26 protein-coding genes, 1 tRNA gene and 1 other annotated feature are annotated in these 21,141 nt (G+C 50.5%); of the genes, 25 read left to right on the top strand and 2 right to left on the bottom strand.

All coding sequences use genetic code 11. The features are described from left to right. The first annotated feature begins 7 nt into the window (after positions 1-7). From N4599_RS02510 to N4599_RS02485, 6 genes are all read left to right on the top strand, one after another. Complete coding sequence (locus N4599_RS02510; RefSeq protein WP_260901755.1) at positions 8-388, top strand: hypothetical protein; 381 nt, start codon at positions 8-10, stop codon at positions 386-388. A gap of 2 nt (positions 389-390) precedes the next feature. Next, the gene (locus tag N4599_RS02505) at positions 391-516 is read left to right on the top strand and encodes an XkdX family protein (RefSeq protein WP_260901753.1); all 126 of its coding nucleotides are present in this window, start codon (positions 391-393) and stop codon (positions 514-516) included. Between the two features lie 64 nt (positions 517-580). Continuing rightward, the gene (locus tag N4599_RS02500; protein WP_260901751.1) at positions 581-1,810 is read left to right on the top strand and encodes a hypothetical protein; all 1,230 of its coding nucleotides are present in this window, start codon (positions 581-583) and stop codon (positions 1,808-1,810) included. A 17-nt stretch (positions 1,811-1,827) separates the two neighbouring features. Further along, on the top strand, positions 1,828-2,244 hold the full coding sequence (locus N4599_RS02495; protein ID WP_003714717.1) for a phage holin family protein: 417 nt from the start codon (positions 1,828-1,830) through the stop codon (positions 2,242-2,244). Then, the gene (locus tag N4599_RS02490; protein ID WP_260901748.1) at positions 2,237-3,619 is read left to right on the top strand and encodes a GH25 family lysozyme; all 1,383 of its coding nucleotides are present in this window, start codon (positions 2,237-2,239) and stop codon (positions 3,617-3,619) included. The genes N4599_RS02495 and N4599_RS02490 overlap by 8 nt, the downstream gene beginning before the upstream one ends. 443 nt (positions 3,620-4,062) lie before the next feature. After that, complete coding sequence (locus tag N4599_RS02485) at positions 4,063-4,233, top strand: hypothetical protein (protein ID WP_260901746.1); 171 nt, start codon at positions 4,063-4,065, stop codon at positions 4,231-4,233. A gap of 135 nt (positions 4,234-4,368) precedes the next feature. On the opposite strand, the gene N4599_RS02480 is transcribed toward N4599_RS02485, so the two are convergent. Continuing rightward, a tRNA-Arg gene (locus N4599_RS02480) sits at positions 4,369-4,442 on the bottom strand. Between the two features lie 188 nt (positions 4,443-4,630). Between N4599_RS02480 and N4599_RS02475 the strand changes: the two genes are divergently transcribed. From N4599_RS02475 to recN, 15 genes are all read left to right on the top strand, one after another. Beyond that, on the top strand, positions 4,631-5,275 hold the full coding sequence (locus N4599_RS02475; protein ID WP_260901744.1) for a TetR/AcrR family transcriptional regulator: 645 nt from the start codon (positions 4,631-4,633) through the stop codon (positions 5,273-5,275). A gap of 297 nt (positions 5,276-5,572) precedes the next feature. Beyond that, positions 5,573-5,641 (top strand) — a sequence feature (ribosomal protein L21 leader region). A 13-nt stretch (positions 5,642-5,654) separates the two neighbouring features. Beyond that, the gene (gene rplU, locus N4599_RS02470; protein WP_191364123.1) at positions 5,655-5,963 is read left to right on the top strand and encodes a 50S ribosomal protein L21; all 309 of its coding nucleotides are present in this window, start codon (positions 5,655-5,657) and stop codon (positions 5,961-5,963) included. A 15-nt stretch (positions 5,964-5,978) separates the two neighbouring features. Next, positions 5,979-6,302 (top strand): ribosomal-processing cysteine protease Prp, encoded by a 324-nt coding sequence (locus N4599_RS02465; protein WP_260901740.1) that lies wholly within the window; start codon positions 5,979-5,981, stop codon positions 6,300-6,302. 24 nt (positions 6,303-6,326) lie between these two features. Further along, positions 6,327-6,608 carry a 50S ribosomal protein L27 gene (rpmA, locus tag N4599_RS02460; RefSeq protein ID WP_003713367.1) on the top strand — a complete coding sequence of 94 codons (282 nt, stop codon included), beginning with the start codon at positions 6,327-6,329 and terminating at the stop codon, positions 6,606-6,608. A gap of 64 nt (positions 6,609-6,672) precedes the next feature. Beyond that, complete coding sequence (locus N4599_RS02455; protein WP_260901734.1) at positions 6,673-7,755, top strand: M24 family metallopeptidase; 1,083 nt, start codon at positions 6,673-6,675, stop codon at positions 7,753-7,755. A 1-nt stretch (position 7,756) separates the two neighbouring features. Continuing rightward, positions 7,757-8,446: a 2'-5' RNA ligase family protein gene (locus tag N4599_RS02450; protein WP_260901731.1), complete on the top strand. Its 690-nt coding sequence runs from the start codon at positions 7,757-7,759 to the stop codon at positions 8,444-8,446. Between the two features lie 162 nt (positions 8,447-8,608). Next, positions 8,609-9,052: an Asp23/Gls24 family envelope stress response protein gene (locus tag N4599_RS02445; RefSeq protein ID WP_191364119.1), complete on the top strand. Its 444-nt coding sequence runs from the start codon at positions 8,609-8,611 to the stop codon at positions 9,050-9,052. Further along, positions 9,049-9,459 (top strand): transcription antitermination factor NusB, encoded by a 411-nt coding sequence (nusB, locus tag N4599_RS02440; RefSeq protein WP_003713492.1) that lies wholly within the window; start codon positions 9,049-9,051, stop codon positions 9,457-9,459. The genes N4599_RS02445 and nusB overlap by 4 nt, the downstream gene beginning before the upstream one ends. Positions 9,460-9,564: 105 nt before the next feature. Further along, the gene (locus tag N4599_RS02435) at positions 9,565-10,428 is read left to right on the top strand and encodes a bifunctional 5,10-methylenetetrahydrofolate dehydrogenase/5,10-methenyltetrahydrofolate cyclohydrolase (RefSeq protein ID WP_260901727.1); all 864 of its coding nucleotides are present in this window, start codon (positions 9,565-9,567) and stop codon (positions 10,426-10,428) included. Further along, positions 10,415-11,764 (top strand): exodeoxyribonuclease VII large subunit, encoded by a 1,350-nt coding sequence (xseA, locus tag N4599_RS02430; RefSeq protein WP_191364117.1) that lies wholly within the window; start codon positions 10,415-10,417, stop codon positions 11,762-11,764. Before N4599_RS02435 ends, xseA begins: the two co-directional genes overlap by 14 nt. Further along, positions 11,754-12,029 carry an exodeoxyribonuclease VII small subunit gene (locus N4599_RS02425; protein WP_003713405.1) on the top strand — a complete coding sequence of 92 codons (276 nt, stop codon included), beginning with the start codon at positions 11,754-11,756 and terminating at the stop codon, positions 12,027-12,029. The genes xseA and N4599_RS02425 overlap by 11 nt, the downstream gene beginning before the upstream one ends. Positions 12,030-12,043: 14 nt before the next feature. Continuing rightward, positions 12,044-12,919: a polyprenyl synthetase family protein gene (locus N4599_RS02420; RefSeq protein WP_260901723.1), complete on the top strand. Its 876-nt coding sequence runs from the start codon at positions 12,044-12,046 to the stop codon at positions 12,917-12,919. 11 nt (positions 12,920-12,930) lie between these two features. After that, complete coding sequence (locus N4599_RS02415) at positions 12,931-13,773, top strand: TlyA family RNA methyltransferase (protein WP_191364114.1); 843 nt, start codon at positions 12,931-12,933, stop codon at positions 13,771-13,773. Positions 13,774-13,775: 2 nt separating this feature from the next. Then, a complete protein-coding gene (locus tag N4599_RS02410) occupies positions 13,776-14,228 on the top strand; it encodes an arginine repressor (protein ID WP_191364113.1) in 453 nt (150 codons plus the stop codon). Positions 14,229-14,240: 12 nt separating this feature from the next. Further along, on the top strand, positions 14,241-15,932 hold the full coding sequence (gene recN / locus N4599_RS02405; protein WP_191364112.1) for a DNA repair protein RecN: 1,692 nt from the start codon (positions 14,241-14,243) through the stop codon (positions 15,930-15,932). A 75-nt stretch (positions 15,933-16,007) separates the two neighbouring features. Here the strand turns inward: recN and N4599_RS02400 are convergent, their stop codons facing one another. Continuing rightward, positions 16,008-16,343 carry a hypothetical protein gene (locus tag N4599_RS02400; protein WP_191364111.1) on the bottom strand — a complete coding sequence of 112 codons (336 nt, stop codon included), beginning with the start codon at positions 16,341-16,343 and terminating at the stop codon, positions 16,008-16,010. 162 nt (positions 16,344-16,505) lie between these two features. Here N4599_RS02400 and gmk point away from each other — a divergent pair, with 162 nt between their 5' ends. The 4 genes from gmk to priA all read left to right on the top strand — a co-directional run bounded on the left by gmk (position 16,506) and on the right by priA (position 21,125). Then, entirely contained in the window at positions 16,506-17,126 is a 621-nt protein-coding gene (gene gmk, locus N4599_RS02395) for a guanylate kinase (protein ID WP_003713505.1), read from the top strand. After that, on the top strand, positions 17,123-17,341 hold the full coding sequence (gene rpoZ / locus N4599_RS02390; protein ID WP_003713351.1) for a DNA-directed RNA polymerase subunit omega: 219 nt from the start codon (positions 17,123-17,125) through the stop codon (positions 17,339-17,341). Before gmk ends, rpoZ begins: the two co-directional genes overlap by 4 nt. A 148-nt stretch (positions 17,342-17,489) precedes the next feature. Next, a complete protein-coding gene (coaBC, locus tag N4599_RS02385; protein WP_224758031.1) occupies positions 17,490-18,692 on the top strand; it encodes a bifunctional phosphopantothenoylcysteine decarboxylase/phosphopantothenate--cysteine ligase CoaBC in 1,203 nt (400 codons plus the stop codon). Beyond that, positions 18,693-21,125 carry a primosomal protein N' gene (gene priA / locus N4599_RS02380; protein WP_260901717.1) on the top strand — a complete coding sequence of 811 codons (2,433 nt, stop codon included), beginning with the start codon at positions 18,693-18,695 and terminating at the stop codon, positions 21,123-21,125. Positions 21,126-21,141 lie beyond the last annotated feature (16 nt).

The following is a 21,141-nucleotide window of genomic DNA, read 5'->3' as shown; positions in this document are numbered from 1 at the left end:
GATACTAATGAAAGGAATTTTTCGTGCTGATCCGACAACTCATATCTCTGCAAGTTCTGACATTGTGCCAGATGAGTATCAGCTTAAAGCCAATGAAACCTTTGAAGACCCGAGTGGTTTACTGGTGCCGGCCAAGTTACAGGCGGACTTAACTTGGCGAGCAGCTACCGAAGAAGAACATAAGGCATATGTCGAAGCACAACAGGAAGATTTTTTGGCGCAGAATCCAAGCAAGCCTAGTGAAAGCGTCAAAGCAATGAATTCATTAGGAATGCAGGTTGCTGAACTGACAAAGCAAAACCAGCAATTAAAGCAGTCAGTTAATGCGCTAGGTTTGCAGTTGGCACAAGTAACAATGAATAAGAAAAACGAAAACGGAGGTAACTAACTATGGATTGGGTAGCATTTATCAAGACTATGTTTAACTTAGGTAATGAAGTTTCTGGCTACGTCAATGTAGTGATTACACCAGAACAGTATAAGGAAATTACCGGTAAGGATTACGTTGCGGCGTAGTCCTTTTTTAGTCGCCTGAGAAATACACAGTACCTGACGGGGCGGCAGTTATGGAGGTGCTTTAATGAAAGATTTACGACTGGAGTGTATCAGTGACCCAGTAACTAAGCTGGGCGATACCAATACCCAGTTCCTCTTTAAGGCCTACACTGACTTAGACCGGGTTCATTTTACCGACAATCAGACGATTGTTTTCCACCTGGATAGCGATGACAAGCGCAGCATTGACGCTACGATTGCTCCCGGTGGGGAATCGGTTGGCTTTTATTCTAGTTCACTCAAGGGACTAAAACCCGGTACATACAAGGTTGAGATGTGGGTCACTGAGGATAAGAAGACTGATATTTTCCCAACAATCGGTTCCCTGGAGCTAACAGTCAACAGTAACCTGGTTGGGGACGACACGGTTTCCGTAGTGTCGGCAATCAAAGTGGAAGATTTTGAGCGGCGGTTTGTCGAATTAAAGCAGGAATTAAAACAAGATGTCGCTAAAATGATTGGCCCCGCTGGTAAATCTGCTTATGAGGTTTGGTTGGCAAACGGAAACACCGGGACTTTCAACGATTTCTTACAGGCCCTAAAAGGTGCTAAGGGTGAACCTGGCGATACGCCAGTTATCGGTGAAGATGGCAATTGGCATATTGGTGGTGTCAATACCGGGTTGCAAGCCATTGGTAAAGATGGTGTTGGCACCTGGGACGAGATCCAAAAGTATATCAATGCAAAGACTAGCCAGTTTTTAACGACTGACCGGTATAATTTCGATAATGAGGCCCTGACCAGTAATGTCAACAAGCAGTTACTTGAAACGGAGAACGATGTTAAAGAGCTTGTATCTGCCAAAATGCTTGCATTAGACGGGGCAAAGCAGGAACTTGAAACAGCGATTAATCAGGCCAACAGTGCCAATAGCCAAGCGTCCCAACTGTTAGCTTCCCGACAATTGACCGAGCATAGAGGTGAGAAGCATTTCACTGCGAACTTTGGCGGGACTATCGATGATTCCTACTATTCGGTAAGGATTGCTGAAAATGCAACTTTAATCTCACTGCATATTGATGTATCCGGATACTTATATAACAGCAGCAATCAATGGCGGGTCAATGTTGGAAATCTAGCGGAGCATTTACGACCTGTCGAAGAATCAGTTGTTTCCTATTATGCGCCTTCTCATAGCGTAAACTTTAAGTGCTCTCTGGGAAAAAGCGGTGCATTATGGATAAGTTCAGATACTGATTTAGATCCAGGAGCCGGTTGCCATGCGGATTTTCTATACATTCATAAAGATTCATAACGAGAAGGTGATATAAATTGCAATTATTACAGGGACCACCCGCACCGCCATTCCACACGATGTATATCTTGCACTTCACCGGAATGGTCGATAACTGGATGATCTGGTTATTAGTGTGGGCGGTAATCGTTGACATTATTACCGGCTTTGCAAAGAGCCTGGTCACTCATAAGACAACATCAACAAAGGGCACCGATGGCTTAATCAAACACGGTGTCCTTTTACTAGTTATTCTGACCCTTTATCCTATTATGGACGTTACCGGCTATCGGAGTGCGGCGAATACTTTTGTTCTGTTCTACATTCTTTTCTACTTGACATCGATTATGGAGAACTGGGGCCAAATGGGGTTGCCACTCCCTGACCAACTAAAAAAGTATATCTACAAGCTGAATGACGATTACCAAAGAAAGGACGATGATAACCATGCCTAACTTAGTTGCGGATTTATCCGACTACCAGGAATCAAGCGTGCAATTTATGCAGGCACTAAAAGACGGTGGCGTTAAAGCCGTCATTATCAAGTTAACCGAAGGCACCGGCTGGATTGGTTCAACATCGGCTGAGAAAATCCGAAATGCCGTTAAAGTGGGCCTGATTGTCCACTGCTACCACTATGCTCGCTTCTGGAGCGCAGACCAAGCCTTTGCGGAAGCGGACTACTTCTGTTCGGTAGCCAAGCAGTACGGCATTGATGCCAGTTCTGTAATGGCCCTTGACCTGGAAGAAGGAAGCAACCCAGCTTTCGCTAAGGCCTTCCTGGACCGGGTCATTGCCAATGGGTTCCCACGGATTGACTTGTACACGATGGCTTCATATATCTGGGCTGGTAAGGTCAGCCTAGGTGCCTTTGGCTATAAGATTAACGGCTGGATTGCCGCATACGGCGCTAGTCAGCCTGGTGTGGATAATGTCGGCACTTGGCAGTTCTCAAATAGCTACCCAATCGGTGGCTACCGTGTTGATATGTCTTACGACTTCTCCGGCTACTACACCACTGAACAAGGAGCCGTTGAACCGGCCAAGATTACCACGAGCGGATGGCTAGACAGTGTAGCCTTTGATGGCGACCAGGTTGTCGTAGCTGGTTGGTTCGGTACTGACCAAGCCAAGGATAAGCCTTACCATTACATCATTCTGACAGCCGATGGTCACGAGTTGGCCCGGCAGAAGGTAGATCTAGCTGACCGTCCAGACGTCCACACGGCCTATCCAGACATCGACGCTAAGTGCGGCTTCTCAGCCAAATTCAACTACACCAAGGATAAGGCTGGTAAGAAGGTCACCATTTACTTCCGCTATACTGATGATCCAGCGGGCAATGGCAATGCGGCAGACTTTACGGCTGACCACGAGTTCACTCAAAACCTGGCTTACTTGGACGGCCGGAAGTCAACCATCTACACCAGCAAGCTCCAGCTGTCAGGCTGGCACGCGGCTGACCAGTCGATTGGTTTGAAGCACCGCTTCTTGATTCTGCTGGCTGACGGTAAGGAAGTTCAGCGGGTCAAGGTGAACTCAGTTGACCGTCCTGATGTCGCTAAGGCATATCCAGGTGTCTATGGATCCGGGCAGGCTGGCTTTAATGGCGAATTCGACTACCCAGATGGCCTGGTTGGTAAAAAGCTCCAGTTAGTATCCCGCTACTCTGATGATGAGGGTGGCGAGGGCAGTCGGGTTGATTACTGGTTCCCTGAGTTTGAAGGGTCAGCCAAGCCGATCTTAGACGGCAAGACGACCAACGAGGTACTGGCTGACCACGTGACCGTTGAATCAGTAGGCGGCAAGCAGAAAGTAACTTTTAGCTAATTTAATATGGAAAGGAAAACCTTCAAAGTTAACCGTGACCCGGAGACGTGTGGAAAGCGTCTGCCGGGTCTTTTTTAGTGCAAAAAAGTATTGTTTTATATGGGTTAGTAATGTATAATAATGATTGTGGTTGAGATAAGGAGTCGCGACCTTGCCAAGACCACAGCGTTCCGGAAGTGATTCCCTGAATCCGGAAAGGGGATGATACTGATGGAAACAAATACCATCCGGGAAGCGAGGCGTCTTGTTATCGCACTGGCAATCTATTATTTGTCAGTAGCGGCTATCAACTTTGCGATAGCCTACGCGATAATAAAAAAAGCTAATCGCAAATAGCGACTAGCTGACAAAATCGTTTTTCCGGAACGCAAGGGGACAAGAGATGGGGCTCTTGTCCTTTTGCATTTACAGTATACCATACTAATATAAAGAGGTCGACCATTATGGAGAGTGAAGCCCAGAAGCGAGCAAAGAAAAAATGGAGCGATAATAATAAGGAAAAAACTAGGATTTACCGCTACCGATCATACGCCCGAAAGTTCGTCCGGGACTTAGCCACCGATGACGATTTAAGGGAACTGCAAAAAATGATTACTGAACGGCTGGGTGAATAATTTGTACCCCAAATGTACCCCAACTTTATTATTTTGCATGATTTTCTACGATTTTAAAAAATAAACTAAAAGCCTCAACTGCTTTAATATCAAGGGGTTGGGGCTTTTTCATGATTTTACAGAATTCTATTTAAATGGAACGGGTGGGAATCGAACCCACAACCCTCGGTTTAGAAGACCGATGCTCTATCCAGTTGCGCTACCGCTCCAGACAGATTTAAGTATATAATTTTCTTTAATTCATTGTCAATCGCTTACTGAAGAGATATTAAATAAATTATTGAAAAAAGTACGTTAAGAAGTTTGACAAAGCGCTTTCGAGGAACCTATACTTTAAAGGAGTAGAAGTATGGGAAGGGGAGAAGAACACAAGCTGAAGATGAAAGGATGATGATTGATGGCTGTTAATAAGACGGACCCGCGCGTGGTAAAAACAAGGAATAGCCTGCGCAAGGCGCTTGTTTACCTAATGCGGCGTGAAAAGATCGAGGATATAAGTGTCCAAAAAATTACAGAAACTGCCAGCATCACCCGCGGAACTTTCTATTTACATTACAAGGATAAGCACGACTTTATTAAATCGGCGATTAAAGAAATCCTTGATGACTTCTTTGCTGAAGTAATGGTAGATAGTGATGACTTTAGTTTGTCAATGAAGCGAACTGTGCAGGTGTTTTCCGTAAGTAGAGCTTTTAACTACATTGAGAAGAACGCCGATATCTTTGATGTTCTATTGAATAGTGAAAAGACAGATTTCTTCTATGAACAAATGTATGATCGTTTGGCGAACGGTTTAGCAAATTATTGTAATACTGTAAACAATCCACAAAAACAGCAGTCGGTTCCTCTCCAATTGCAAATCTCCTTTATTGATTCGGCTTTTCTCGGGCTCATCCGTCACTGGCTTAAAGACGGGATGATTTATACCGCCCGTTATATGACCCAAAGCGTTGAGAAGATGTTTAATCAATTTAACAGCGACAATATCATTAGTGCGGGCTTCTTTATCAGTGAAGAGGGCGCGCCAGTAAGTGATATTTAGGCTGGGGTAGGAGTGCCTGCTAAACAGATTACAGTTTATCCGCACTCCAGAGTTAAATTGTCCAACAGGAGGCTGAGAAACAACTCAGCCTCTTTACTATTTTTAAAGAGCTTATCCACCAAACTTTTCTGGGCGTCGGAACTATTCTTTCGGGTAGCTTGTGACGCGGGAACGAAAACGGACAAGCTAGTCACGTCGGCTTTGTCCTATGTTCCGTCATCTCAAAAGGGCTGCCCTAAAATAAGAGTTGACGACTATCGGAAAATTTGCTATCATACAAACGTTGTATTTGTGAACCAACAACTACAACCGCACGCTATCAAGTTCAAAGCACTGCTGCTTGATTCGGCGAGTCTGAGATATTAAGGAGGTGCACAATATGTACGCAATTATCGTTACTGGCGGTAAGCAATACAAGGTTGAAGAAGGCCAAGCCATCTTCGTTGAAAAACTTGACGCTAAGCAAGGTGACAAGGTTACTTTTGATAAGGTAATCTTAGTTAGTGGTGACGACACCAAGATCGGTACGCCATTCGTTGATGGTGCTGCTGTTGAAGGGACTGTCGAAAAGCAAGGCAAGGAAAAGAAGGTTGTTACCTTCAAGTACAAGCCTAAGAAGCACACCCACACTAAGCAGGGTCACCGTCAACCATACACTAAGGTTACGATCGACAAGATCAACGCTTAATGTGGAGGTGAGGGCATGATTCGGGCACACTTTACGTTAGATTCGAATCGGCGAATCACCGACTTTACGATTACCGGTCATGCTGAGGCTGGCCCGTACGGACAAGATATTGTCTGTGCAGCCGTATCTGCTTTGACCATTTCTACCATTAATGGCTTAGAACACGTTGTTCACCACAAGCCAGCGGTAGAAAGAGATAATCAAAACGGGGGCCTATTAAAGGCGTCCGCACTGGGAACTGACCATGATAGTCAGCTCCTCCTGAATACCTTGCTGAATGGCCTGTTAGACATTCAGCAAGGTTATCCAGCTAACATTGAAGTAAAAATGTTAAACTAAGTTCATTGCCGGAGGTGAACAACTATGATTATGGATTTACAATTCTTCTCCCACCACAAGGGGGGCGGTTCCACTGCCAACGGTCGGAACTCAGCTGGTCGTCGTCTTGGTACTAAGGCCGCTGATGGTTCAATGGTAACTGCTGGTTCCATCATTTACCGTCAACGTGGTACGCACATCAACCCAGGTGAAAACGTGGGTCGTGGTGGTGACGATACTCTGTACGCTAAGGTTGCCGGTGTTGTTAAGTTTGAACGCATGGGCCGTGACAAGCGGAAGGTATCTGTCTACCCAGTTGCTGAATAACGTTTAAAAATGAAGACTGTGACGGAGATGTCATGGTCTTTTTTTATTTTTTGGAGGGAAAAAGATGGTAGCTACTCGAATCCAGCGTCTCCAACAGCGTCTTCCCCAATTATATGTTGACGCACTCTTGGTGACCAACCAGACAAATATCTACTATTTAACCGGGTTTAATCTTCTTCAAGGGGATGGCTTTCTGTTAGTTACTGAGGACCAGGCAATTATCGTGACTGATGCTCGTTACCAGCTGGCCTTGGAGGAGTTTGACAGTGATGAGGTCGTGGCGACCATCAGCCAAGACTACTATCATGATCTTGACCGTCTTTGCCAAGCTATGCAGATTGCCGTCTTGGGGTATGAGGAAAGTATTTCCTACCGTTTATACGACCTGCTTGACGAAATAATGACTGTGGATCTCGTACCGTTTAATCAGCTGCTTGAAAAAATGCGGTTGGTCAAAGATAGTACGGAAGTGGCAAAGCTCCAACGGGCCGCGGACCTGCACACCGCCGGCTTCCGCTACCTCCTCGAGCAAATTCGTCCCGGGGTCAGTGAACGCCACCTGGCCAACCTGCTTGACTACTGGATGAAGGAACACGGCGCTAGTGGGGCCTCTTTCCCAACGATTGTGGCAAGCGGCCTTAACGCTGCCAAGCCCCACGCTACCGCTAGTGACAAGCTGCTAGCTGACGGGGACATTTTAACGCTGGACTTTGGCTACTTCGTTGACGGTTATACTGCTGATATGACCCGGACGGTTGCGGTGGGGTCAATTGACCCGGAGCTGCGTGATGTTTATCAAATTGTTAATGCTGCCCGGCAGGCAGTGATTGACCAGGCCCGGATCGGTGTCCGTGGTGACAAGCTCGACGCCGCGGGGCGGCAGTTGATCGAAGAAGCTGGCTACGGGGATGAATTCAACCATGGGATGGGACATGGTATTGGTCTAGCGGTCCACGAATTACCGGCGAGCTACGGTCCGGGAACCAGCCAGGTCAAGCTGGTTAATAACGAAGTGCTCACGGTTGAACCGGGAATTTACATTCCAGAAATTGGCGGCGTTAGGATAGAGGATGATGTGGTCGTTACCCATGCCGGTCCCCAGGTGCTGACAACGGCGCCAACTGATCTGATGATTGTGGGTGATTAAGGTGGAGGAGCAGTTAAGGCAGCTCTACCGGTCGATTAATGACCAGGGCCGCCGGCGGATTCGCGCGCGGCAACTGGAAATCGACCGCCGCCTCCGGTCGCCCCGTCCAGATAGCCGCCGGGGACTGACTCTGCTGGGACGCCTGCCAGCCCATGTGAGTCGAAATATTGAATTTACCCTGCAGCAGTTAGTCGCGATTGCTCCAGAGCAATACTATTACCCATCGCCTAATCTCCACATTACGGTGATGGATTTATTAGCGGCACGGGACGGTTTGCGGCTTTCCGCCAAGCAGTTTGCTCGCTACCGGGCGGCAGTTGGCAAAATCGTCACGACCACTCCACCGATTCACTGGCGGCTCCAGGGGATGATTGTCAGTCCAGGAGCGGTATTAGTAACCGGCGACTACGGTCCGGAGTTGGCGGAATTGCGGCGCCGGCTCCGGTCGGAACTGCCTGCACTGCACCTGCTCGTGGCGGAGCGGTACCCGACCATTTCGGGACACGTTACGGTGGCACGGTTCACCCATCCCATTAGTGCTCCGGATCGTTTCTTGGCGACAATTAAGGAAAACGCGGCGACAAATTATGGTCACTTTACCATGCACGCACTCGACTTAGTCGTTCACGACTGGTATAACCGCCAAGTCGAGTCCTGCGTCCGTCTGCCGTTTGCGGGGGATGGCCGTTGATTTTTACCCGTATTTAGTGCAAAATAGATAAAGACTATTGGTAACGGCTGCTAATTGCGGCGGTGCATGCTCGATGAGGGGTGCCACTGCTCAGCTGTTACACTCTTGTGTTGATAATACTTAGAGACAGGGTTCGTGCCCGGTTCCCATGGAGGGTTAAAAATGCCAGAAGAATCAAAAATTATTTTAAATGATGATCAGAGCCTCGGAACAATCGAAATTGCTCCCCGGGTATTAGAAATCATTGCTGGTTACGCGGCAAGCGAGGTTGGTGGTGTATCCAAGATGTACGGATCATTTGCCAACAGCGTTAGTGAACTGTTGGGGCGGTCTGATCACCGGCGGGGGGTCAAACTGGTAAAGGACAGTGACTCCTTGACTATCGACGTGGACGTCTACGTTGAGTACGGTGCTTCCGTCCCGAAAGTAGCGGGCCAAATCCAGAAGCGGATCAAGCAACAGGTGACTCTCATGACTAATTTGGTAGTGACGGAAGTTAACGTCCACGTTAAGGGGGTTGTTGCCCTGCAGGAAGAAAAGCAGGTTGATCCGGATAACTTATTTAGTGAAGATTCCGAAGATGATGGAGGTAACGAAGAAGCATGAGTTTAACTCGTCACGCGCTTCGTGAAGAGGCGTTCCAAGTTTTGTTTGCTTTACAAACTAACCCGGATGCCGACTTGGCAACGATTTACCAGTCGATTCCACACCATGATGAACGGGCGATTCCCGAATACGTCCAACGGCTGGCGACTGGAGTCAGTGACCGGCAGGCTGCTTTAGATGGGCAGATTAGCAGCCTGCTTGCCAGTGACTGGACGATTGATCGCCTGGCTAAGGCTGATTTGATCATTCTCCGCTTGGCCTTATATGAGCTGCAATACGTTGAGGAAGTTCCAACGCCCGTGGCAATTAATGAGGCCCTGGAATTAGCAAAGGAATTTAGTAACGATCAATCCCGAAAGTTCATTAACGGTGCTCTTGGCCGGTTTGAAAAGGAAAACAACTTATAAAATGAGTGGGGCCTAGCATTTGGGAAGCCAAATGTTGGGCCTCGTTCATGTTTCTGTCCGTCCCGGAGTTTATGTTAAAATAGAAATACTTGAGGAGGAAATGGAATGGCAATACTAATCGATGGCAAGAAGCTAGCAAAGCAGGTTAACCAGCATACCACCACCCGGGCTGCTGGTTTGATTGAGCGCGGAATTAAACCAGGAATCGCGGTCGTCCTGGTTGGCGATGATCCTGCTAGTCAAATTTATACGCGCAACAAACACCGCTTGGCGGAAAAGATGGGGTTAAAGTCCGACCTATACCGTTTTCCGACTGATGTTAAGCAGTCCACGGTACTGGGAACGATTAAGGAGCTGAATAACGATGATTCTATTGACGCAATCATCGTTCAAGAGCCGCTTCCTGACTACCTGGACGCCGTTGCCATTACCAATGCGATTTCTCCAGCCAAGGACGTTGATGGCTTGCACCCTGACAACCTAGGGAAGCTCTTTGGCAACCAGCCGGGCAACTACCCGGTTGCCTGTACCCCGCGTGGTATTATGCGGATTTTTAGCTACTACCAGGTCCCACTAGCGGGAGCAAATGTAGTGATCGTGGGGCGGAGCATCTTGGTTGGTAAACCGTTGCTGGCCCTGCTGGCTAATGCCAATGCGACCGTGACCATTGCTGGCCGCCACACGAAGAACCTGCGGGAACTAACCACCCAGGCGGATATTTTAATCGTTGCGACGGGGATTGCCCACTTTATCGGCAAGGATGACGTGAAGCCTGGTGCGGTGGTCATTGACGTGGGAATGGACAGACTCCCGTCCGGCAAGTTAACCGGTGACGTGGATTTTGCGGCTGTCGAACCGATTGCCAAGATGATTACTCCAGTGCCGGGGGGAGTAGGCCCAATGACGATTGCCAGCCTGATGGAGCAGACGGTCGACCTGGCTGAATGGAGGAGAAATGGACAGAAGTAAGTACCTGACGGTTAGTCAGCTCACCAAATACTTAAAACTAAAATTTGACCGTGATCCTTACCTGCAGACGGTTTACCTTACCGGTGAACTATCCAATTTCCGCTTGCGCAGCGGTCACCAGTATTTCAGTTTGAAAGATGACCAGGCGGTAATTGATGCCGTGATGTTTCGGAGCCAGTTTAGCAAGGTGAAGTTTACCCCCGAAGAGGGGATGAAACTTTGTGTAACCGGCCATGTCGGCCTCTATGAACGTAGCGGCCGCTACCAGATCTATATCGACACGATGGAACCGGACGGGGTGGGCTCGCTTTACCTGGCCTTTGAACAGTTAAAGAAGAAGCTCAATGCTGAAGGGCTCTTTTCCCGGCCTAAGAAAGTAGTACCGCTCTTTCCCCGGCGAATTGCGGTCGTAACTAGTCTGAACGGAGCAGTGATTCGGGATATTAACACGACGGTGCGGCGTCGTTACCCGATTGCCCAGGTGGTACTATTCCCAACCGTAGTTCAGGGGGAGAAGGCTGCTGCTGATATTGCCCGGCAGATTAAACGGGCGGGCGAACGCGGCGACTTTGACACGCTCATTATTGGCCGTGGTGGTGGTTCAATCGAGGACCTTTGGCCGTTTAATGAGGAAGTGGTTGCTCGCGCGATTGCGGATTGCCCGCTTCCGGTGATTTCCTCGGTCGGCCACGAAACCGATACGACGATTGCCGATTTGGTCGCTGATCAACGGGCGGCCACGCCAACTGCCGCGGCTGAACTAGCGACCCCCCAACGCCTCGATAATACCCTGATGCTGATTAGTGACTTTCAACAGCGCCTGTACAACACGATGCGGGCACAAATTGACTTTGAAAAAAAGCAGCTCGCAAAGCTCACCGGCAGCTATATTTTTCAACAACCGACTCGGCTGTACGAAAACTACGCGCAAAAGGTTGACCAGTTGACCCAGCAGCTTCGTCAGCAACAGGAGCGCCGTTTAACCAATGCGGCAAATGATGTGGCCCAGGTCTATAACCGCCTGCTAGCCTATAATCCGCAACGGTTGGTTGATCAAGAGCGACTAACTGTTCAGCAGCTGGCAGCCCGCTTACAGACGGCGGCCCAGTCAAAGACCCAGCAGACCGCTCAGCAGTTGCAGGCCCTGACCAAGCAGCTGCATTCATTGGACCCGCTGAAAATTATGGAACGGGGCTATACCTACGTGACCAGAAACGGGAAGGTCGTCAACCAGGCCGCCCAACTGAACACTGGGGAGCCATTGCTCTTACACTTTGCTGATGGCGAGGTAACCGTTACGATAACAGATATTAAGGAGAAGAAAAATGGCAAGTAAAGAACCAACTTTTGAAGAGCAGCTGACAAAACTGCAGGCAATTGTTAACCAGCTGGAGCAGGGCAATGTCCCTCTCGAATCAGCCATTGAGCAGTTCCAAGAAGGAATCAAGCTATCCAAGGACCTTCAAAAGAAGTTGACCACTGCGGAAAAGACGCTCGGACATTTAATTGATGACAACGACGAAGAAAAAGAATACGAAAAGGCCACGGATGATCCCAGCAATAATGGTGGGGGCAATCGGGGCTTTGGCAGTGCTGACTAGGTCCTGGTGACGATATGGCTGAATCTTTAGAACAGTTAAAAGCCCGCGTGACCAGCTACCTGGACACCCACCTGGCAAATGACGTTGACCAGTCAACCCTAGCGGCATCCATGCGGTATTCGGTGCTGGCAGGGGGGAAGCGACTCCGGCCAACGCTGACGCTGGCAACCGTTGAGACCTTCGGCGGCGAGTTAACCGAAGACGTTGTTCGGGCCGCTACGGCATTGGAATTGCTCCATACCTATTCGCTGATTCATGATGATTTGCCAGCAATGGACAATGATGATTTGCGACGGGGAGCGCCAACCAACCACCGCAAGTTTGGCGCGGGGATGGCGACCTTAGCCGGTGATGGTCTGCTAACCCTGGCCTTCCAGTGGGTCACGGATAATCAGTTGCCGGCGACGGTGAAGAGCCAGTTAGCCTTAGAGCTAGCTAAAGCGGCGGGACCGGCGGGGATGGTGGCTGGTCAAGCCCGTGATATTGAAGGAACTGGGCGCCATTTGATCCTTGATCAGCTCCGCTACCTTCACCGGCAAAAGACCGGGGCGCTCCTGCGATACGCGGTCTTGGCTGGTGGAATTATTACTGCCCAGCCGGCCGCTGTCCAACAGTTGCTAGCCCAGTTTGGCAGCAGTTACGGCCTGGCTTTCCAAATTTACGATGACTTGATGGACGTTGTTGGAACAACGACCACAATGGGGAAGCGGGTCGGCAAAGACGCCGCTGAGCATAAAAACACTTATCCCGGCCTTCTCGGTGTCACTGGGGCAGAAGAGCAACTCCAGCAGGCACTCGAGCGGGCGAAAAATGCCCAAGCAGCATTGAGTCAGCTAACTGGCCGGTCGTTTGCTGCATATGATGATTTTTTAGCGTATTTTAAATTATAAGGAACAAAACTATGGAAAAAGAACGTGTTGATGTGTTGTTAGTCAAGCAGGGATTGTTTGATTCACGGGAACAAGCGAAACGCTCTGTCATGGCGGGAGAAATTCTTGGTAAAAATAATGAACGGCTCGATAAGCCGGGGCAGAAAATCCCCGTGACCACGACCTTACATATGAAGGGCCATAAGATGCCGTACGTCAGCCGGGGCGGGTTAAAACTTGCCAAGGCGCTGAAGGTTTTCCAAATTTCAGTGGCCGATAAGGTGGTTTTAGATATTGGCTCCTCAACCGGTGGCTTTACCGACGTCATGCTGCAAAATGGCGCGCGGCTCAGCTATGCGTTGGATGTTGGTACTAACCAGCTGGTTTGGCAGCTACGGGAGAACCCTCGGGTGGTAGTGATGGAACAGACTAATTTCCGTTACAGCAAACTCGCGGACTTTACCCACGGCCAGCCCGCCTTTGCCTCAATCGACGTTTCCTTTATTTCCTTGCGGCTGATTTTACCGCCGCTTGCGGGGATTTTACAGCCGGGCGGCGAAGTGGTTGCTTTGATCAAGCCCCAGTTTGAGGCTGGCAAAGAGCACGTTGGCAAGCACGGAATAATTAGGGACCATGGGGTGCATAAGGCAGTCCTGGAGGAGGTCTTGGAGTTTGCACGGGCCGACCATTTTGATGTCCTGGGGTTAGATTTTTCACCGATCAAGGGTGGCCAGGGCAACATGGAATTCTTGGCCCACTTACGGCTAAGCGACCAGCCGGGTCAGCTTGCACCTGAAATCGATATTGACCAGGTAATTGCTAATGCTGACCGGGAGCTGAATGACAAGGCTAACGACGGGAAAGGTGGTAATTAAGGATGAAAAAAGCTTATCGACAAAAGAAAATCCGCGAAATTATCACGGCACGGAGTATTGAACGCCAAGAAGACCTGGTCGGCGCCCTAAATGAGCTGGGACTGCAAGTAACCCAGGCCACGATTTCGCGTGACATCAAGGAAATGCAGCTGATTAAGGTGCCTGCTGAAAACGGGGGTTACCGTTATGCCTTGCCCGTAATGCAGCACCGGGATGAGCCTGACCAGCTCGGGACGACGATCCACGACAGCTTGGTGCAGTTGAAACGCAGTGACCGCCTCTTAGCCCTGGCGGTTCGTCCTGGCAACGGCCCGGTTGTCGCTAACCTGATACGGCGGTTAACTGACCGGGGGGTCTTTACGACCATTGGTGACGATAGCAACGTCCTGGTGGTATGCGATACTGCTGACGATGCTCAAACGCTCGCGGACTACTTGAACAGTTTAGTAGGATAAAGGAGATTGGCGATGCTGCAAGAACTTACGATTGACAACCTCGCAATTATTAAGCACCTTAGCTTAGAATTTGCGAATCAGATGACGGTGTTAACCGGAGAGACCGGTGCCGGGAAGTCAATTATTATTGATGCGGTTGGCTTATTGGCTGGTGGCCGCGGATCCCAGGAGTTTATCCGACGGGGGGAAGAAAAATTACGCTTGCAGGGCCAGTTTGCGTTAACGGCAGATTCTGGCCTGGCGGCGCTTTTGGATTCACTCGGAATTGAGTATGAGGATGGAACCCTGATCATTATGCGCGAAATCTACCGGAATGGTCGTAACACGATCCGGGTCAACGGCCAGCTGATTAATACGACAATGCTGCGGCAGATTGGTGCCTACCTGGTTGATATTCAAGGGCAAAATGAACACCAGCTGCTCTTGCAACCTGAAAAACACCTGGGAATGCTGGATCAGTATGCTAGCAAGCAGGTTCAGCCGCTGCTCACTAAGTACCAGCAACTTTACCACGACTATTCTCAGCTCAAGGCGGCGGTCACTAAGAAGCAAGCAAATGAGCAGCAGTGGGCCCAGCGTTTGGATATGCTGCACTACCAGGTCGATGAAATCGGGAGCGCCCAGCTCAAAGCTGATGAGGAGGAACAACTTACCAGCGAGCGGGATCGTCTGGAACACTTTCAGCAAATCAATAATGCCCTTCAACAGGCCGTGGCAACCTTTAATGACGGTGAAGCACCGGTGCTAGACCAGGTTGCTACGGTGATGGAAGCCATTAACGGGATTGCGGAGTTTGATGATGATTACGATTCGTTAAGCAAGTCCCTGAACGACGCCTACTATGCCCTTCAGGACGTTGCTAACCAGGCTGGGCAGCAGCTAGACCTCCTTGAATTTGATGACCAGCGCCTGGCGGAAATTGACCAGCGGCTAACGGTCATCGGGGATCTGGAACATAAGTATGGAGACTCTGTCGCCAAAGTCTTGGATTACTACGCTAAAATCAAAAAGGAATTGGATACGATGGAGGCAGCAGCGGATTCCAACAATGACTTGGAAGCCCGGCTGGCAACGGCCCAAGAGCAGCTGCAAACCGTTGGCGAGGAGCTTAGCCAGGTTCGCCAGCAGGCGGCCCACCAGCTGGCCGTACAGGTCCACCAGCAGTTAGCAGAACTATACATGGCCAAGGCAGACTTTGAAGTCCACTTCGCCAAGCAGGCCGGCGGGACCTTTACGCCCACCGGGATTGACGAAGTCGAATTCTATATCCGGACTAACCCGGGTGAGAGCATGGGTCCCTTAGCCAAAATTGCTTCTGGTGGGGAACTGTCTCGGGTGATGCTGGCCCTTAAAACCATCTTTGCGGCTAATGAAGGGGTCACCAGCATTATCTTTGATGAGGTCGATACCGGGGTCAGTGGTCGGGTTGCCCAGGCAATTGCCGATAAGATCCGGTTGATTGCTGCTAATTCGCAGGTGCTCTGTATTACCCACTTGCCACAGGTTGCGGCCGTCGCTCAGCACCATTTTCTCATCAAGAAGGCAATCCATGATGAGCGGACAACTACTACTGTTACCAGCTTAGCAGCAGCTCAGCGGGTGAATGAACTTGCCCGGATGCTGTCAGGCGAAAAGGTAACCAAGTTGACGAAGGAACATGCCCAAGAGTTGTTGCAGATGGCTCACCCGAAAGACAAAGCATGAGTTAAACTAAAAAGCAGCCCGCGCCGCTAACTGTCATGATTAGCGGCGCGGGCTGCTTATTTAAATGAAGGAAAATTAATCGAGGTGGGCAATGTAGCGCACTTGGTCGAAACGGACCATGTAGCTGGCGTGATCAGTTTTGACCAGGTAGCGGCCAGCCCGGAGCGGCTTAATACGCCCGCGGACGTTTTCAACCCGTCCGGCGTCACTGGCGGGGAGTAACTGGAGAAAGACGGTGTAGTCCTGCTGGATTGCCGTCTGGATAAATTGTTGCCGTTGCCGAGCTGACGGGGGATTAAGCAGACGAACCGCCGGAGCAGTATTAAGTGGTTCGTCATCAAATAACTGGCCAACTACCCGGGTCAGTAGCGGCGCTTTATTTAATAGTGAATGTGCTTTGACTTCTTGCATGGTGTCACCTTCCGAACATTTGTTTGTGATTCCATTATACGAACAACTGTTCAGAAAAGCAAGTATTAATTTTGTCCGTAGTGATTGCTAGATTTAGTTGATTTTGTTAGCAAGGTAGTGCATTATAGTAGTAATACGTTAATTTTTGATAGGAGTTGCAAGATGGCAAATCGAGGAATGTTAATTGTCCTGTCTGGTCCCTCTGGTGTTGGTAAGGGAACGGTGCGGAAAGCAATTTTTGATTCAAATGATAATGATTTTCAATACTCTGTTTCAATGACCACGCGTAAGCCTCGTCCGGGTGAAGTGAACGGAGTTGATTACTACTTTGTTTCGAAGGAAGAGTTTGAACACCATATTCAAACCGGTGGGATGCTTGAGTATGCAAAGTATGTTGACAACTATTACGGAACCCCCTTAAAATATGTTAATGAAACTTTGGATTCAGGAAAGGATGTTTTCCTGGAAATTGAAGTGAACGGTGCGATGCAGGTTCGCTCGAAAGTTCCCGATGGTGTCTTTATTTTTCTGACCCCACCGGATCTGGACGAACTCAAGCAGCGGTTGATTCACCGCGGAACTGATAGCATGGAAGTGATTAACAAGCGGATTCATAAGGCCTTTGGGGAAATCCAAATGATGCAGAATTATGATTACGCCGTTGTGAACGATGAAGTGCCAAATGCGGTGGCTAAAATTAAGGACATTATTCGGACGGAGCGGTTACGGGTTCCCCGGGTAATGCCACGGTATCTTGATATGTTAGGAGATTCAGAAAAATGATTCTTTATCCATCAGTCGATGAATTGCTCAAACGGATTGATTCCCGTTATTCATTAGTTATGCTGGCTAGCAAGCGTGCCCATGAGCTTGATAACGGTGCGGCACCTCTACTGGAACACTATGAGTCGAGCAAGTCAGTTGGGAAGGCTCTTGAAGAAATTTTGGCAGACAAGGTGACGATTGATCCTGACCACACAGAAGATTTGCAAGACTAGTAATTAAATAGTTGGCATGGACTCTGGTATTTGCTTGGCCGAATACCAGAGCCTTTTTAGTTTTACCAGGGGGCGGAAACGACTGTCTCGCATGATTGACCTTGTAAATGCTATAATCAGGTAATAAGAAGAACGATGGGGTGAAATGATGGCAAGGATAACGGTTTATTTGACGGGAAGCATCGCGGCTTATAAGGGCGTGGAAGTAGTTAGGGGGCTGCAAAAGAAGGGCCACCAGGTGCGGACAGTGATGACGACGGCGGCCAGTCGCCTAGTAACGCCAACGACCTTGGCAGCACTTACCAAGCAGCCGGTGCTAACCTCGCTCTGGGAAAATACGGACCCGATTCCCCACATCGAACTAGCAGACTGGACAGAGCTGGCGCTGGTTGTGCCGGCGTCAGCTGATATTCTGGCGAAGATGGCTACGGGGCTGGCCGATGATGCCGCTTCGACGACCCTCCTGGCGACCAGTGCCCCGAAGGTGGTCGTGCCGGCAATGAATAGCCACATGTGGCAGGCTCCCGCGACCCAGCGGAACCTCCGCCAGCTGCAAAGTGACGGGGTAACAGTCATTAGCCCGGTTGATGGAATCCTTGCCGAGGGCTATGCCGGGAAGGGGCGGATGCCTGAACCGGCAGCAATCGTTGACCAGGTCCATACCCTGCTCACCAGTTCCACTAGCCTGGCCGGTAAGCGGTTAGTGGTTACAGCAGGGGGGACCCGTGAACCGATTGATCCGGTTCGCTTCATTGGCAACCGATCCTCAGGTAAGATGGGGATCGCCATTGCAGAGGCCGCCGCTGCTGCTGGTGCCCAGGTGACCCTGATCACGGGACAGGTTAGTGTTGCTCTGCCGACTTCTCCGCGGGTGCACAACCTTAAAGTTGAAACGACGGAAGAACTGCTCCAGGCAGTGCAAACTAGCTTTAGCGCCGCTGATATTTTGGTAATGGCTGCGGCAGTTGCCGACTACCGGCCCCGGCAAACCGCTGATCAGAAAGTTAAGAAAACAGCAGGGCATGACAATTGGCAGCTTGATTTGACAGAAACCCCGGATGTTTTAAAAACCGTCGCACGCAGCAAGCGGCCAGGGCAGCTTGTCGTTGGTTTTGCGGCGGAAACTCAGCAGCTGCTTGCCAATGCCCAGCGCAAGTTAGCGGTAAAAGGGGCGGACATGATTGTCGCCAATAGCGTGGCGGGCGTCCAGGGAGCCTTTGGGAGTGATGACAACCAGGTAACCCTCCTCCAAGCCGGGCACCAGCCGGAACAGTGGCCGTTGATGAAGAAGACCGCGGTCGCCGCACGCTTGGTAGCGACCTTAGCACAGAAGATGGAATCAGGTGATTAAATGGTGGAATTGGCGCAGGTGGTAGTCGACGTTCCGACGATGCAGACTAACCGGCCATATACATATCAGGTACCAGTACTGCTGGAGCGGCAGTTACAAGTTGGGACCCGGGTGGTGGTGCCCTTTGGCAATGGTCATCGGCAGGTCCAGGGCTTCGTCGTTGGCTTCACCGACGGTACTGACTACCAGGGGAAGTTAAAACCAATCCAGTCGGTTATGGACCTTCAGCCAGTAGTGAATGCGGAATTACTGACCCTTAGCAAGTGGCTGGCGGACCAGACCTACTCCTTTTGGATTGCCTGCCTCTACACGATGCTGCCCAACCTCCTTAAAGGGAAGGCTCACCGCATCGTCCGGGTCGTGGATGAGCTTGACGAGCAGGATTACTATGACCTCTTTGCTGGCCGTGACTTTCGCGACTACGCTGATTTTGAGAATCAACCGGAGGCTATCGCCCGCCTATTGAAGCTGAAAAAAGCGGGGAAGGTACGGTTTGACTACCAGGTCGAAAATCGGGCCAAGGCTAAAACAATTACCGGAATTCGGCCCCAACTCGACTTTGAGGCCCTTGAAGAAGCCCGGACCTCGCTTCACCCGAATGCGCATGCCCAAAATCGCCTGCTTTCCTATTTGCAAAGCATTATCGGGCAGACAGTCGTGCGAAAACGGGCGGAGCAGCAAACGGGAATTTCCGCCGCCACCTTTAATCAGGGGGTCAAAAAGGGCTGGTTAAAGAAGGTCCCTGTCGAGATTTACCGGACACCGCAAGCTCACGGGCAGCCGCTCCCCGATGACCACCATTTGGAAGCGTCGCTCCAGCTTAATGCTGACCAGCAGCGGGCGGTTGACGAAATTAGCAGTCAGGTTCATGCCCGCAAGGCGACGACCTTCCTGCTCCAGGGAGTCACCGGCAGCGGCAAGACCGAGGTGTACCTGCAAACCATTGCACAGGCACTGGCTGATGGCCGAACGGCGTTGATGCTGGTTCCCGAAATCTCCCTGACCCCGCAAATCGTGAACCGGTTCCGGTGCCGCTTCGGGTCCCAGGTTGCGGTTCTCCATAGCGGGCTGTCGAACGGGGAGCAATATGACGAATGGCGGCGGATCGAACGGGGCGAGGCCAAGGTAGTAGTCGGCGCGCGTTCCGCCGTCTTTGCCCCGCTTGACAACCTGGGAGTGGTGATTTTAGATGAGGAACACGAGGGCAGCTACAAGCAGGACGAAGCACCCCGCTACCATGCCCGTGAGGTTGCTAAGTGGCGGGGGCACTATCATGGTGCCCCGGTAGTTCTCGGCTCGGCCACCCCGAGTTTGGAAAGCAGAGCCCGGGCATTAAAGGGGCGTTACCACTTCCTCCGCCTGCCACACCGGGTTAACCAGCAGCCGTTGCCACCGATCCAGGTAGTTGATATGCGGCCCGAAATCAAGCGGCGTGGGGAGAGCAACTTTTCAACGCCGCTGCTCACGGCCCTTAATGATTGCCTATCCCGGGGAGAACAGAGCATCCTGATGCTTAACCGCCGGGGCTTTTCCTCCTTTATGATGTGCCGGGACTGTGGAACGGTTCTCAAGTGTCCCAACTGTGACATCTCCTTGACTCTCCACATGGATACCCGGACGATGAAGTGCCACTACTGCGGTCATGAGGAGCCGATCCCCCGCGTCTGTCCCCACTGTCATAGCCGTCACATCCGCTATTACGGTACGGGAACGGAAAAGGTCCAGGCAGAATTACAGCAGCTGCTACCCCAGGCCCGGATTATCCGGATGGACGTTGACACGACCAGGCGTAAGGGGATGCATGAAAAATTGCTCCGGCAGTTTGGCGACCACCAGGCTGATATTCTCTTAGGAACCCAGATGATTGCCAAGGGCTTAGACTTTCCCAACGTGACCCTTGTGGGGGTCTTGAATGCCGACACTGGTTTGGGACTCCCTGATTTTCGGGCGAGTGAACGGACTTTTGACCTGTTGAGTCAGGTCAGTGGCCGCGCGGGGCGGGCGGATAAGCCCGGCCAAGTGATTATTCAAACCTTTAACCCGGAGCATTATGCGATTCAGGATGCTCAGCGGCATGACTATGACCGTTTCTTTTACCAGGAGATGAGTTTGCGACGGCAGGCCAGCTACCCACCGTACTATTACACGGTACGCCTGATGGCAAGCCATCCTGAAGAGCAGGAGGCCGCCCGGGCCATGGCGGAGATCAAGTCCCTGCTCAGCCAGCGCTTAGCACCGGAGACAATCGTACTGGGACCGACTCCCCGGGCAATTGCACGGATGAAGCGCCGCTATTATTATCAAATCGTTATCAAGTACAAGCAGGATCCGGCGTTGCACGCAACCCTTCAAGAGATTATGCAGAAGACACAAAGTAAAGGCTTTAAGGATGTTCAGGTTAGCATCGACCCTGATCCCCAATACTTTATGTAAATGAAAGGATGAATAT

The organism is Limosilactobacillus oris (assembly GCF_025311495.1).
In the GTDB taxonomy this organism is placed as follows: Bacteria; Bacillota; Bacilli; order Lactobacillales; family Lactobacillaceae; genus Limosilactobacillus; species Limosilactobacillus oris_A.
Note: the sequence above shows the minus strand (reverse complement) of the source record. Positions and strands in the feature narration are given on the sequence as shown.